Source organism: Pseudactinotalea sp. HY158 (assembly GCF_009660225.1).
GTDB lineage: Bacteria > Actinomycetota > Actinomycetes > Actinomycetales > Beutenbergiaceae > HY158.
This window is the reverse complement of sequence record NZ_CP045920.1, coordinates 3,333,949-3,347,577: the sequence shown is the minus strand read 5'-3', so window position 1 is coordinate 3,347,577 and position 13,629 is coordinate 3,333,949. Positions and strand designations below refer to the sequence as shown.

The following is a 13,629-nucleotide window of genomic DNA, read 5'->3' as shown; positions in this document are numbered from 1 at the left end:
ATAGGGCTTCTCATGCCGCCTCGACGATCATCGCAGTGGCCTGGCCGCCCGCCGCGCAGACGGAGATGAGCCCGCGCACGGGCCGATCGGGCGCGTGTGGGCCCGTGGCCTTGCGTTCGGCGAGCAGGGTCGCGAGCGTGGCGAGGATGCGGGCGCCGGTGGCCGCGAACGGGTGGCCGGCGGCGAGGGAGGAGCCGGCGACGTTGAGCCGGCTGCGGTCCAGCTCGCCGAGCGCCGGGGCATCGAAGGCGCGCCGGTTGAAGTCCTCGTCCGCCCAGGCCCCGATCGTGGCGAGCACGGTCGAGGCGAAGGCCTCGTGGATCTCGACGAAGTCGAAGTCGGCGAGGGTGAGCCCGGCGCGGTGCAGCAGCCGCGGCACGGCGTAGGCCCCGCCCATGAGCAGGCCCTCGGACCCGTGCACGAAGTCGACCGCGGCCGCCTCGGCGTCGACGACGTAGGCGAGGGCGGGCAGACCCCGCGCCTGCGCCCAGGCCTCGCTCGCGAGCAGAACGGTTGCCGCGCCGTCCGAGAGCGGGGTCGAGTTCCCGGCGGTCATCGACGGGTCCTCGCCCGACGTGCCGAAGACGGGCGAGAGCGTCGCGAGCTTCTCCATCGACGTGTCCACCCGGAGCGATTCGTCGCGGGTGAGGCCGCGGTAGGGGGTGAGCAGGGAGTCGAAGAGGCCGCGCTCGTAGGCCGCCGCGAGGTGGCGGTGGGAGTCGAGGGCGAGCTGGTCCTGGTCCGCGCGGGTGATGGCCTTGGCCGCGGTGGTGAGCGCCTGGTGCTCGCCCATGCTCAGGTGGGTGCGCGGCTCGTTCACGCTCGGGGCCACGGGGGCGAGGTCCCGCGGGGAGATCGTGGCGAGGACCCGGGCGCGCCGGCCGAGGGTCTTCGCGCGGGAGAGCTTGAGCAGGGCGCGGCGGAGCCGGTCGCTCACGACGATCGGCGCATCCGAGGTCGAGTCGACGCCCCCGGCGATCCCGGATTCGATCTGGCCCAGGGCGATCTTGTTGGCGACCGACCAGGCGGCCTCCATGCTCGTGGCGCAGGCGCGCTGCACGTCGAAGGCCGAGGTGTGCGGGTCGAGGGTCGTGCCGAGCACCGCCTCACGGGTGAGGTTGAAGTCGCGGCTGTGCTTGAGCACCGCGCCCGCGCTCACGTCGCCGAGGCGCTCGCCCTGGAGGGAGAAGCGGGCGATGAGCCCGTCGAGCGCGGCGGTGAGCAGGTCGAGGTTCGACGCGCCGGCGTAGGCGCCCCCGGCCTTGCCGAACGGGATCCGATTTCCGCCGAGGATCGCTGCGCGCCTCGGTGGGGTGACAACTGACATGGCGTTCCTCACTCGGTCGGGGCACTCCGGGTATTCCTGAGACCGATGGTACCCGGTACCGACGGTCTGTGAACCGGGTCACTGGTAGCTGACGAAGTCCGGGGTCGGGTCGATCGCGAACGTCTGCGCGGGCGTGAGCATCGGGGTGTCCCGCTCGAGGAAGTTCTTCCAGCCCCAGTGCAGGCCGGGCTGGGCGCCGGACCGGATGTTCTCCCACGTGGCGAGCTTGGCCCCGGGCGTGCCATGGCCGTCGGCGTGGACGAGTACGGCCACCTCGGAGCGGCTCAGGTCGAGGTCGGCGCGGTCGGAGACCATCCGGCGCTGGAACTGGTGGAGCACGACCATCTTCTGGGGGAGGTCGCGCTCGCGCACGAAGTCGGCGACGTAGTCGATCACCGAGTTGACCTCGGCGGCGGTCACGGTCCCGATCTGGCGCAGGTGCACCTGGTCCTTCTTCAGGCGCCACTCCGGATCGAGCGCGATCCCGACGTTCGGATGGGTGAGGAGTTCGGAGTAGTCGCGGACCTGGTCGAGGAAGTTCGTGCGGCCGGGCTGGAAGTCGAGCACGACGTACTGTCCGGCCTCCGCGGCCGCCTCGATCATCGGTAGGTAGTCCTCGGCGGGCCACTCGTTCGAGTAGTTGCCGTCGCCGCCCGCGGAACCCGAGGCCACGGTGACGATCACCTCGAGTGCGGGCACGATCGCCTCGTCGGTCAGGCCCTCGTACTTCGCGGCGTAGTCGGCTGCCAGGTCGATGGTCTGCGGCAGGTCCTGATGGCCGAGGATCCCGAGCTGGTCGGAATGAGGGCTGCCGTACAGGGCGACGTAGCGCTTGTGATCGAACACGAGTTGACCCCCGCCGGGCAGCTCGACGCCCGTGGCGGCGGTCGCGACCTGCCAGGCGAACGTCTCGGTGTCGCCGTAGCGGTCGCCGAAGCCGACGACGGCGGCGGCCTCCCCCAGGGCGCTGATCCGTGCCGCCGATCCCCGGGGGTCGCCGGGCACGATCGCCACCGCGGCGCCCGCGGCCCGGGCGTTGGCGAGCGCGCCCACCTGGGCCGGGTCGTCGTCGACAAGCACCTCGAGCCCGTCGACGCGCTCGCCGGGAAGGAGCGCGGGCAGGTCGGCCGGGCCGTTCCGGTCGGCTGGGCCGCTCGGGTCGGTCTTGTCGTTCTGGCCGGCTGTGTTCGTCGGGTCGGCGGCCTGGTTGCTCGCGCCCGGCCCGGCCGCCGGCACCTCGCCCTCCTCGAGGGAGGCGAGGGTCGTCAGGGCCGCCAGGCCATCGGCGGGGGCCGGGTCGGCGTCGCCCGGTGCCGGTTCGCTCAGGTCGAGGCCGAGCGCGGCGGCGAGCTCGCCGGTGTCGGTCGGCGCGGCCGCGATGCTCCGACCGTCTCCGAGGGCGGCGGTCGCCACATCGGAGGCCTGGCCGAACGTGAGGAGCGAACCGGCCCCGAGTCGATCGAGCTCCGCTGCGAGGTCCGCAAGCTCGGTGGATTCCGTGGATCCCGTGGATTCCGTGGACCCGCTGGACCCGCTGGGCTCGCTGGGCTCGCTGGGATCGGTGGGCCCGCTGGGCTCGGTGGGCGAGGTGCCGCCGTCCTGCTCGGGGGCCGACGTGCCCGCCTGCGGGGTGAGGAGGAGCGGCGCCCCGAGCGCGGCGGCGGTCGCCCCGGCGCGCAGGGTCGCGACCGGATCGCCGGCCGGGGCGAGGAGCGCGACCTCGGCGGAGGCGAAGAGGAGCCGGCTCGAGGCGAGTGCCGCCTCGATCGCGGCGGCCTCGGCGGCTGCATCGGGCTGATCGGGCTCCTCGGGTTCCTCGGGGTCGTCGGAGTCTGATCCCGACGCGGCGACGACCGTGTACGGCTCGTCCGGCAACTGCGCGACGGCCGCGGGCACCGGTGCCTGCGCGGTCTCGGGCGTGCTCGGCCCGGGCTCGGGTCCACTGGTCTCGGTGCATGCGGCGAGCGTCAGGGTCGCCCCGAGGCTCAGGCTCGCCCCGAGGAGGCCGGCGGCGACTGATCGAATTCTCACGGACTACCCCCGCGGTTCGGTTCTCGGAACAGCCCACCCTACGCCGCGCCACCGGTTGCCGTCCGGCCTGACCTCTAGACGCCCGACCATCTGCGTGCACAAGTTGTCCACACGGTTATCCACAGGATGTGCATAGCGCGCGGGCCGGTCCGAGGTTCGGGACGGCGCGTCTCACGGGGCGCGTGTCCACAGGCCGTCGACGATGCGTCGGCGCCCGCCCGGCACCTTCATGGGACCGCTGGTACCTGATACTCTCGGTCTGTGAACCTCGTCACCGATGCCGACCGCGATGGCCGCTCCACCCGCTGGGCCACGCACCGCGCCGAGCGGCGCGCCGACCTCTGCCGCGCCGCCCGCCGGGCCGTGCACCACCGCGGGCCCGACCTGTCCATGGACGAGATGGCCGCGGCCATGGGCACCTCGAAATCGATCGTCTACCGCTACTTCACGGACAAGACGGGTCTGCGGGCGGCCGTCGGGATCGACGTGCTCGACGAGTTCGCCGACGCGCTCGCCAGCGCGGCGCAGGAGTCCCCGGCCCCGCGCGACCAGGTCGCCGCGATGGTGCGCGTCTACGTCGAGATGCTCACCCACTCCCCGAACGTGTACCGCTTCGTGACCCATCCGGACTCCCAGCCGTCGGCGATGCAGACCTTCCTGTCGCGGGTCACGGCGTTCGTGGCGGAGCCGCTCGCGACCCTCCTCGCGGGCGCCGGGCACGACGCGGGGCTGGCCGACATGTGGGCCGCCGGCATGGTCGGATTCGTGCGCGGAGCCGGGGAGGCCTGGCTCGCCGAGCCGACCCGCTACCGCAGCAGTCCCGAGCAGCTGACCGATCACATCACCGCGTGGCTGTGGTGGGGGACCGCCCAGCCGCCGGCACCCTCGGTCCCCTCGACCCCCTCGGTCCCCTCGTCCACCTCGACCCCCTCGAGCCTCTCGAATGGAGCCGACCATGCCTGAGCCGCGGACCGACCGCCTCGACCACCTCGACCATCGGGAGCTGTCCGACCTGCTCGACGGGCGCTGGGCCGACCAGCGCCGCGAGATCCGCGACGTCTGCCTCGGGGAGTCCCTGCGCAAGATCGAGGGGCAGCCGCTCGACGACTACCGCGAACGCGTGCTCGACCAGCTGCACGAACTCGTGGACCGGGGGCTCGTGGCCCGGGCGTTCCCCACCCACCTCGGCGGCGAGGACAACCACGGCGGCAACATCGCCGGCTTCGAGGAATTCGCCGTCGCGGACCCGTCGATGCAGATCAAGGCGGGCGTGCAGTGGGGCCTGTTCGGCTCCGCGGTGCTCCATCTCGGCACGGCGGAGCACCACGACCGCCTGTTGCCGGACATCATGAGCCTGCGGGTGCCCGGGGCGTTCGCCATGACCGAGATCGGCCACGGATCCGACGTCGCCTCCCTCGGCACGACCGCCACCTACGACCCGGCCGCGCAGGAATTCGTGCTCCACACCCCGTTCCGGGCGGCGTGGAAGGAGTTCCTCGGCAACGCCGCGGTCCACGGGGCCGCCGCGGTCGTCTTCGCCCAGCTCGTCACCGCCGGAGTCAACCACGGGGTTCACGCGTTCTACGTCCCGATCCGGCAGCTCGCCGTCGACGGCACGGTCGGCGACCTGCTCCCCGGCGTCCAGGCGGAGGACGACGGGCTCAAGGGCGGGCTCAACGGCATCGACAACGGCCGGCTCGCATTCGACCACGTGCGCGTGCCCCGCCGGAACCTGCTCAACCGCTACGGGGACGTCGCCCCGGACGGCACCTACAGCTCGCCGATCGCCAGCCCGGGCCGCCGGTTCTTCACGATGCTCGGCACCCTCGTCCAGGGCCGCGTCTCACTCTCCGGGGCCGCGACGGTGGCCGCGAAGATGGCCCTGGCGACGGCCGTACGGTACGGCAGCGAGCGTCGTCAATTCGCCGGCGCCGACGACAACAGCGAGACCGTGTTGCTCGACTACCAGCGCCACCAGCGCCGGCTCCTGCCGCTCGTCGCGCGCACCTACGCGGCGCAGTTCATGCACAACCAGCTGCTCGAGCGGTTCCACGACGTGTTCGCCGGGATCCACGACACGGACGAGGACCGGCAGGACGTGGAGACCCTCGCGGCCGCCTCGAAGCCGCTGAGCACCTGGCTCGCGCTCGAGGTCACGCAGGAGTGCCGCGAGGCGTGCGGCGGGGCGGGCTACATGACCGAGAACCGGCTCACGGGCCTGCGCGCCGACATGGACGTCTACGTCACGTTCGAGGGCGACAACAACGTGCTCCTCCAGCTCGTGGGCAAGCGCCTGCTCACCGACTACGGCCGGGCGATGGCGACGATGGACGTGGCGGGCGCCGTCCGGTATGTCGCGGACCGCGCCGCCGACATGACCCTGCACCGCACCCCGCTGCGGCGCGCGGCCCAGTCGATGCAGGACTGGGGCTCGGCGGCCCGGTCGGTCAACGAGGTGCGCGACGCGGGCGTGCAGCGCGAACTGCTCGAGGACCGGGTCGAGGCGATGATCGCCGAGATCGCGGGCGACCTGCGCACGGTCTCCGGCGCCCCCGCGGCGGAGGCGGCCGCGATGTTCAACTCCCACCAGGACGCGCTCATCGCGGCCGCGCGCGCACACGGGGAACTGCTCCAGTGGGAGGCGTTCACCGAGGCCCTCAACGGGATCGCCGACCCCGCGACCCGGAAGGTGATGACCTGGCTGCGCGACCTGTTCGGGCTCGGTCTCATCGAGGAGCACCTCGACTGGTACCTCATCCACGGCCGGCTCTCCGCCCAGCGGGCCGCCGCCGTGACCTCCTATATCAACCGGCTGCTGCCGCGCCTGCGCGACCACGCCCTCGACCTCGTCGACGCCTTCGGCTACAGCCCCGCCCACATCGGCGCCCCGATCGGGACCGGCGTCGAGGCGGAGCGCCAGTCCGAGGCGCGCCAGTACCAGCGGCGGCTGCGGGCCTCGGGCGGGGAGCCGATTCTCGAGAAGCACGTCCGGGCGCGCTCCGCCTGATCAAGGACGACGCCCGCTCGCCTCGCGCGGACCGGCGTCGAGACCGGGGGAGACGGGTCGCCGGCGCGCACTGGTCTCCCGGCGGGAGCGGCGTCGCTCAATCGGCCTGCGTGGCCAGCCACTCCGCGAGCGTGGGACCGAGGATCTCGGTGTCGGCGGCCGCGATGAGCGCGCCGGTGCGGAACGCGCGGCCGAACCGGCCGGGCAGCGGAACCGGCACGCGCAGCAGATGCTCCCCGTCGACGGGCGCCGGCAATCGGCCGACGAGGGCGCGCAGGGTCATCACCTCGGGACCGGCGATCTCGTGCAGTGGGCCGGTGCGGGCGCCGGTCGCCACGTCGGCAATCACGCGGGCCACCGTGTCGACGGCGATCGGCTGGACGAGCATCGCGGGCACGAACGCCAGCGGCCCGATCCGGGACCGCGCGAGCGTCTGGCGCGCGAACTCGAACCACTGGGTGGTGCGCACGATCGTCAGGTTCTCGCTCTCCTGTCGCGCCACCCGCTCCTGGGCCGCCTTCGCCGCGTAGTAGCCGAAGCCGCGCACGGCCGGGGCGTCGCAGTGCAGGATCGAGAGCAGCACGTGCCGGGCCCCCGAGGCCCGCGCCACCGCCGCCGCGGTCCGGGTCGAGGCGGTGAAGAACTCCCCGGCCGCGCGACCGCCCATCGCGACCGTGCCGGTGGCCTCGACGACGGCGTCGACCGCGGGGATGCGAGCGGCGGTGCCGGCCTGCGTCACGTCGAATCCGCTGGAGCGGGAGTACGTCCGGGCGTCGACCCCGCGCCGGCTCAGCTCCCGCGCGATCGCCCTGCCCGAGACGCCGGCCCCGATGATCGCTACCTTCATCACTCCTCCAACCACTGTCGAGCGTAGACCCGCCGAGATCACCCGGGATAGAAGGGCAGAGGCCCGGTGGTGGGCACGACGGCGACGCGGGGCACCCCGCGGGAATCCGTGGCAGCCCGGAGGGGTCAGGGCCGCCGGCCGGCCGCGAGCAGGTTCTCCGTGTGGGCATCCCAGAGCCAGGCCGGACCGGCGCCGAGCCGTGGGTCGTCGTGACCCCGACCGGCCTCGACCGCGTCGAAGTAGGCCAGGTCCGCCTCCCACCGCGCGATCGGCGAGTCGGCCACCCCGCTCGTGCAGCGCCCGCCATGCCCGGGAACGACCTCGAGTGCCGCGCGCACGTACGGCTCGAGGCGGGCGAGGCCCTCGCGGTAGGCCGCCGGGCCGGTCTCGGCGAGCAGCGGGATCTCGACGTCGGAGAGCATGTCGCCCGCGACGAGCACGCGCTCGGCCGGCAGCCACAGCGCGCCGTGCCCGGGGGAGTGCCCGTCGTGGGTCACGATCTCCACGCGCGGCCCGTCCCAGTCGAGGGTCCGCCCCTCGTACACCTCGACCCGGCCGACATGGGGCACGAGTTCCCAGGACACGTGCGCCGTGGCGGCCTGCTGCAGCTTCGGCTGGTGCTCGAGCGCGAGCCGGGCGGCCGCGGGCGTGGCGTACCGGGGGCCCGCGCCCAGGCCGGGGTGCCAGAGCATGTGGTCGTGGTGGGCGTGGGTCGACCAGCCGCACACGACCCTGCGGCCGCGCAGGCGCGCGGCCAGCCGGTCCAACTCGGCGGTCGTCCAGGCGGGGTCGACCACGATGACGTCGTCGCCGTGGGAGATCACCACGGAATTGGTCCTCATCACGGCGGACGTGACTACCTCGAGCATCGATGCTCCCGTCGGTCGGTGTGGCGGTTGTTCGTATCCTAGGCGGGTGAGCACTTCCCGGCAGGCCTCGGCCCGCGCCCAGGTACCCCCGTTCGAGGTCATGCGCATCCTGCACCGCGTGGCCCAGTTGCGCGCCGACGGGCGTTCCGTCATCTCGCTGTGCGCCGGTGAGCCCGCGGGCGGGGCGCCCGGGGCGGTGCACCGGCGAGCCGCCCAGCTGCACCGCGCCCAGGCCGAGTTCTCCTATACCCCGGCCCTCGGCATCGAGGAGTTGCGGGAGGAGATCGCCGCCCACTACCGCCTCTGGTACGGACTGCGGGTGCCGACCGAGGCCGTCGCCGTGACGACCGGCTCCTCCGGCGGGTTCCTGCTCGCGTTCCTCGCCGCGTTCAATCCCGGTGACCGGGTCGCGCTCGCCCGGCCGGGCTACCCCGCCTACCGCAACCTGCTCACGGCGCTCGGATGCGAGGTGGTCGAGCTCGACTGCGGGCCGGACGTCGGCTTCCAGCCCACTCCCACGCTTCTGGACGACGCCGTGGCCGCCTCGGGTGAGCTCGCCGGCCTGGTCCTCGCCTCGCCCGCGAATCCCACGGGCACGATGATCGACGTGGCCCGGATGGCGGCCCTGGTCGAGTGGAGCCGCAGGCGGGGCGTGCAGATCGTCTCCGACGAGATCTATCACGGCATCACCTATGGGCACGGCAGCCCCGAGGCCTCCGGGGATCCGGAGCGGCCCAAGGGCGTGTGCGCGCTCGCGCTCGAGCCGGACGCGATCGTCGTGTCCTCGTTCTCGAAGTACTGGGGGATGACCGGTTGGCGGGTCGGTTGGCTCGTCCTGCCCGAGCGGCTGCGCGCCCCCGTGGACGCCCTCGCCGGAAACATCGCCCTGTGCCCGCCGGCTCCCGCGCAGGCCGCCGCCGTCGCCGCCTTCCGGCGCGCCTCGTATGCGGAGGCCGATACCCGCGTGGCCGAGCTCGCGCGGGTGCGGGAGATCGCGCTCGCCGGCGCCCGGCGCCTCGGCTGGGATCCGATCGCCCCGGCCGATGGGGCCTTCTACCTCTACGCCGGAGTACCGCTCGGGCAGTACGAGGACTCGGAGGCGTGGTGCGCGGCGCTGCTCGAGACGCACGGGGTCGCGCTCGTGCCCGGCACCGACTTCGACCGGGTCGACGGCCGTGAGTTCGTGCGGCTCTCCTTCGCCGCCGGCGCCGAGGCGGTCACAGAGGCGCTCGAGCGGATCGAGGCCTTCCAGGCGAGCTGAGTGGGCAGAGCGGGCCGAGGCGGGCAGCGCACGTAGAGCGGACCGAGTGGAACGGTGAACGGTGAGACGCGGGCCGGGCACGTCGGTGCGGCCCGGTAGATTGGGACCGTCGTCCGCCGTTGCCAGTGAGGAAGATCGTGCCCAGCATCGACCCAGCCGTTGACCCCCGAACCGATCGCGAGGTCGACTCCCAGATCGACACCGTCGCCGACGCCGCGAACACCCCCGACCAGCCGCAGCCCTACGGCGAACTCGGCCTGGCCGAGGGGGAGTACCAGCAGATCCGCGAGTTGCTCGGGCGCCGTCCGACCGCCGCCGAGCTGGCGATGTACTCGGTCATGTGGTCCGAGCACTGCTCGTACAAGTCCTCGAAGCGGCACCTGGCCCAGTTCGGGAAGAAGACCACTGACGAGATGCGCGAGAAGCTCCTCGTGGGAATCGGTCAGAACGCCGGCGTCGTCGACATCGGCGACGGCTGGGCGGTCACGTTCAAGGTCGAGTCCCACAACAGCCCCTCCTTCGTCGAGCCCTATCAGGGCGCCGCGACCGGGGTCGGCGGCATCGTGCGCGACATCATCTCGATGGGCGCGCGCCCGATCGCCGTCATGGATCAGCTGCGCTTCGGTGACGTCGAACACCCCGACACCCAGCGGATCGTCCACGGCGTCGTCGCGGGCGTCGGCGGCTACGGGAACAGCCTCGGCCTGCCAAATATCGGCGGCGAGACCGAGTTCGACCCCGCCTACCAGCGCAATCCGCTCGTCAACGCCCTGTGCGTCGGTGCCCTCCGGCACGAGGACATCCACCTGGCGAACGCCTCGGGCGCGGGCAACAAGGTGGTGCTCTTCGGGGCCCGCACCGGCGGCGACGGCATCGGCGGGGCCTCGATCCTGTCGTCCCAGTCCTTCGACGCGGACAAGCCCTCGAAGCGGCCGAGCGTGCAGGTCGGCGACCCGTTCATGGAGAAGCTGCTCATCGAGTGCTGCCTCGAGCTGTACGCCGCGGGTGTGGTCGAGGCGATCCAGGACCTGGGAGCCGCCGGCATCTCCTGCGCCACGTCCGAGCTCGCCGCGAACGGCGACGGCGGCATGCACGTCGACCTCGAGACCGTGCTGCTGCGCGACCCGACCCTGACCGCCGGCGAGATCCTCATGAGCGAGTCGCAGGAGCGGATGATGGCGGTCGTCTCTCCGGCCAAGCTCACCGAGTTCCTCGCCATCACGGGTCGCTGGGAGGTCGAGACCGCGGTCATCGGCGAGGTGACCGACACCGGTCGGCTCACGATCGACCACCACGGCCGGCGGATCGTCGACGTCGACCCGGGCACGGTCGCGGGCGAGGGCACCCCCGTCTACGACCGCCCCTACGCCAAGCCCGCCTGGCAGGACGGCCTGGGCGCCGACCGGGCCGAGGACCTGCCGCGTGCCGCGGGCCCCGACGAGCTCCGCGAGCAGGTGCTCACGCTCATCTCCTCGCCGAACCTCGCCTCCAAGTCGTGGGTCACGAGCCAATACGACCGGTACGTGCAGGGCAACACCGCGCTCGCGATGCCCGACGACGCGGGCGTCGTCCGCGTGGACGAGGAGACCGGGCTCGGCGTGGCGCTCGCCACCGACGCGAACGGCCGGTTCGCCAAGCTCGACCCCTATGCCGGCGCCCAGCTCGCGCTCGCCGAGGCCTACCGGAACGTGGCGTGTGTCGGGGCCCAGCCGCTCGCGATCTCCGACTGCCTCAACTTCGGCTCCCCCGAGGACCCGGATGCGATGTGGCAGCTCGTGCAGTCGATCACGGGCCTGGCCGACGGCTGCGCCGAACTCGGTGTGCCGGTGACCGGCGGGAACGTCTCCCTGTACAACTCCACGAAGTCCGAGGGGGTCGGTCCGGGCCACATCGACGCCTCGATCCACCCGACCCCGGTGGTGGCGATGCTCGGGGTGCTCGACGACGTCACCCGCGCGACCCCGTCCGGCTGGCAGTCCGAGGGGCTCGCCCTCTACCTGCTCGGCACGACGGCCGAGGAGCTCTCCGGCTCGGAGTGGGCGCGCGCCGTCCATACGCATCTGGGTGGGCGCCCGCCGGCGGTCGACTTCGCCGCTGAGAAGGAGCTCGCCGAGATCCTCATCGCGGCCTCCCGCGACGGCCTGGTCGACTCGGCCCACGACCTCTCGAGCGGGGGCCTCATCCAGGCCCTCGTCGACGGCGTCTTGCGCCACGGTGTGGGCGCCCGGATCGTGCTCGACGAGCTCCTCGCCCGCGACGGACTCGACGCCCCGACCGCCCTGTTCTCCGAGTCGGCGGCGCGCGCGCTCGTGGCGGTGCCGCGGACCGAGGAGGTGCGGTTCACGGACATGTGCAGCGCCCGCGGTTTCCCGGCCCTGCGCGTCGGCGTGACCGACGACGCCGGCGGCGACCCGGCCCTCGAGGTCCAGGGGCAGTTCCGCCTCACCGTGGCCGAGCTCCGTGCCGCGAACGAGGGCGTGCTCGAGCGAATCTTCGGCTGACCGAGCGCGCGCCGGGCGTGCATCGGGCCGGGTGCGATGCCGGTCCAGGCAGTGGGTGGCCGATCCTCCCCGCTCGATCGCGCCGCCCCGAAGGTCATGGGAGGGTCAAAGGAGTCTGATCATTCCGTGGACAAGTGGTCTACAGGGAGTCTTCCACGGTTTATTCTGTGAACGCTGAACACGCGTTGGTTCCAGAGTCCCGCGCAGCACAGAAGGAGGGATATCCCATGGAAGCTGGCTTGAGCAAGGTCTACGAGCTCGTACTCCGCCGCAATCCCGGCGAGGTCGAGTTCCACCAGGCCGTCCGAGAGGTCTTCGAGTCCCTGGGTCCGGTGCTCCGAAAGAAGCCGGAGTACACGGACGCCGCCGTGCTCCAGCGGCTGTGCGAGCCGGAGCGCCAGATCATCTTCCGCGTTCCCTGGGTCGACGACACCGGCCAGGTGCAGATCAACCGGGGCTTCCGCGTCGAATTCAACTCCGCCCTCGGCCCGTACAAGGGCGGCCTGCGGTTCCACCCGTCGGTCTATCTCGGCATCGTCAAGTTCCTCGGTTTCGAGCAGATCTTCAAGAACTCCCTCACCGGCATGCCGATCGGCGGCGGCAAGGGCGGCTCCGACTTCGACCCGCGCGGACGCACCGACGCCGAGGTCATGCGCTTCTGCCAGTCGTTCATGACCGAGCTCTACCGGCACATCGGGGAGTACACGGACGTGCCCGCGGGCGACATCGGCGTGGGCGGCCGCGAGATCGGCTACCTCTTCGGCCAGTACAAGCGCATCACCAACCGCTACGAGTCCGGCGTGCTCACCGGCAAGGGCCTGAGCTGGGGCGGGTCGCTCGTGCGCACCGAGGCCACCGGTTTCGGCGCCGTGCTCTTCGCCGAGGAGATGCTGCGCACCTCCGGCAAGACCATCGCCGACAAGCGCGTGGTGGTCTCCGGCTCCGGGAACGTCGCGATCTACGCAATCGAGAAGGCGCACCAGCTCGGCGCGAAGGTCGTGGCCTTCTCCGACTCCTCCGGTTACGTCGTGGACGAGGCGGGGGTCGACCTCGAACTGCTCAAGGAGATCAAGGAGCGCCACCGCGGCCGGGTGGCCGACTATGTCGAACGCCGCCCGGGCTCCCACCTGGGCCGCGAGGGGTCGATCTGGAACGTGCCCGCCGACGTCGTGCTCCCGTGCGCCACGCAGAACGAGCTCGACGAGAAGGATGCGGCCACCCTCGTGAAGAACGGGGTGATCGCCGTGGCCGAGGGCGCGAACATGCCCACGACGGCCGACGGCGCCCACCTGCTCCAGGACGCCGGGGTGCTCTACGGCCCGGGGAAGGCGGCCAACGCCGGCGGCGTGGCCACCTCCGCCCTCGAGATGCAGCAGAACGCGAGCAGGGACTCGTGGAGCTTCGAGCACACCGAGGACCGCCTCGCCGAGATCATGACCGGGCTGCACGATCGCTGCTGGCAGACCGCCGAGGAGTACGGTCAGCCCGGCAACTACGTGCTCGGTGCGAACATCGCCGGCTTCACGAAGGTCGCCGACGCGATGATCGCCCTGGGAGTGATTTAGGACGACGGAGCGCGCCTCCCCGGGGTCGGCTCACCGACCGCTCCGGCCGTCTCCTCCCCGTGAGGGCCGATGGCCACCGCGCGGGTGGGCGATCCTCCACGCTGGGTGGCCACGACGGGCGGGTGAACATGTTCACCCGCCCGTCGTCATGTCTGAACGGTGTCGGGCGACTCGATGAACAGTCGCGGACATCCCTTGCGGCCGAGGAGCCCATGCGGGAA

The 13,629-nt window shown here is 72.3% G+C and carries 9 protein-coding genes; 5 read left to right on the top strand and 4 right to left on the bottom strand.

Annotation, left to right across the window (positions count from 1 at the left end; all coding sequences use genetic code 11):
- Positions 1-10: 10 nt before the first annotated feature.
- Both GCE65_RS14820 and GCE65_RS14815 read right to left on the bottom strand, forming a co-directional pair.
- Positions 11-1,327 carry an acetyl-CoA C-acetyltransferase gene (locus tag GCE65_RS14820; RefSeq protein WP_153878910.1) on the bottom strand — a complete coding sequence of 439 codons (1,317 nt, stop codon included), beginning with the start codon at positions 1,325-1,327 and terminating at the stop codon, positions 11-13.
- Between the two features lie 78 nt (positions 1,328-1,405).
- On the bottom strand, positions 1,406-3,358 hold the full coding sequence (locus GCE65_RS14815; RefSeq protein WP_153878909.1) for a hypothetical protein: 1,953 nt from the start codon (positions 3,356-3,358) through the stop codon (positions 1,406-1,408).
- A 261-nt stretch (positions 3,359-3,619) separates the two neighbouring features.
- Between GCE65_RS14815 and GCE65_RS14810 the strand changes: the two genes are divergently transcribed.
- Together GCE65_RS14810 and GCE65_RS14805 are read left to right on the top strand one after the other, a co-directional pair.
- A complete protein-coding gene (locus GCE65_RS14810; protein ID WP_153878908.1) occupies positions 3,620-4,321 on the top strand; it encodes a TetR/AcrR family transcriptional regulator in 702 nt (233 codons plus the stop codon).
- Positions 4,302-6,365 (top strand): acyl-CoA dehydrogenase, encoded by a 2,064-nt coding sequence (locus tag GCE65_RS14805; protein WP_153878907.1) that lies wholly within the window; start codon positions 4,302-4,304, stop codon positions 6,363-6,365. The genes GCE65_RS14810 and GCE65_RS14805 overlap by 20 nt, the downstream gene beginning before the upstream one ends.
- A 97-nt stretch (positions 6,366-6,462) precedes the next feature.
- Here GCE65_RS14805 and GCE65_RS14800 read toward each other — a convergent pair whose 3' ends face one another.
- Complete coding sequence (locus GCE65_RS14800; RefSeq protein ID WP_153878906.1) at positions 6,463-7,212, bottom strand: SDR family oxidoreductase; 750 nt, start codon at positions 7,210-7,212, stop codon at positions 6,463-6,465.
- Between the two features lie 125 nt (positions 7,213-7,337).
- Positions 7,338-8,081 carry an MBL fold metallo-hydrolase gene (locus tag GCE65_RS14795; RefSeq protein WP_228759990.1) on the bottom strand — a complete coding sequence of 248 codons (744 nt, stop codon included), beginning with the start codon at positions 8,079-8,081 and terminating at the stop codon, positions 7,338-7,340.
- Positions 8,082-8,127: 46 nt separating this feature from the next.
- Between GCE65_RS14795 and GCE65_RS14790 the strand changes: the two genes are divergently transcribed.
- The 3 genes from GCE65_RS14790 to gdhA all read left to right on the top strand — a co-directional run bounded on the left by GCE65_RS14790 (position 8,128) and on the right by gdhA (position 13,408).
- Positions 8,128-9,342, top strand: coding sequence for a pyridoxal phosphate-dependent aminotransferase (locus GCE65_RS14790; protein WP_228759989.1), 1,215 nt, complete (start codon positions 8,128-8,130; stop codon positions 9,340-9,342).
- Positions 9,343-9,479: 137 nt separating this feature from the next.
- Positions 9,480-11,843, top strand: a complete 2,364-nt coding sequence (gene purL / locus GCE65_RS14785) for a phosphoribosylformylglycinamidine synthase subunit PurL (protein ID WP_228759988.1) — start codon at positions 9,480-9,482, stop codon at positions 11,841-11,843.
- A gap of 227 nt (positions 11,844-12,070) precedes the next feature.
- Positions 12,071-13,408: an NADP-specific glutamate dehydrogenase gene (gene gdhA / locus GCE65_RS14780; RefSeq protein ID WP_152910487.1), complete on the top strand. Its 1,338-nt coding sequence runs from the start codon at positions 12,071-12,073 to the stop codon at positions 13,406-13,408.
- Positions 13,409-13,629: the final 221 nt, after the last annotated feature.

What these genes read in the sequence shown, in the direction of transcription:
- GCE65_RS14820 (WP_153878910.1), bottom strand. Translation starts at nt 1,327, where the DNA reads ATGTCAGTTGTCACCCCACCGAGGCGCGCAGCGATCCTCGGCGGAAAT.
- GCE65_RS14805 (WP_153878907.1), top strand. Translation starts at nt 4,302, where the DNA reads ATGGAGCCGACCATGCCTGAGCCGCGGACCGACCGCCTCGACCACCTC.
- GCE65_RS14800 (WP_153878906.1), bottom strand. Translation starts at nt 7,212, where the DNA reads ATGAAGGTAGCGATCATCGGGGCCGGCGTCTCGGGCAGGGCGATCGCG.
- GCE65_RS14795 (WP_228759990.1), bottom strand. Translation starts at nt 8,081, where the DNA reads ATGCTCGAGGTAGTCACGTCCGCCGTGATGAGGACCAATTCCGTGGTG.
- gdhA (WP_152910487.1), top strand. Translation starts at nt 12,071, where the DNA reads ATGGAAGCTGGCTTGAGCAAGGTCTACGAGCTCGTACTCCGCCGCAAT.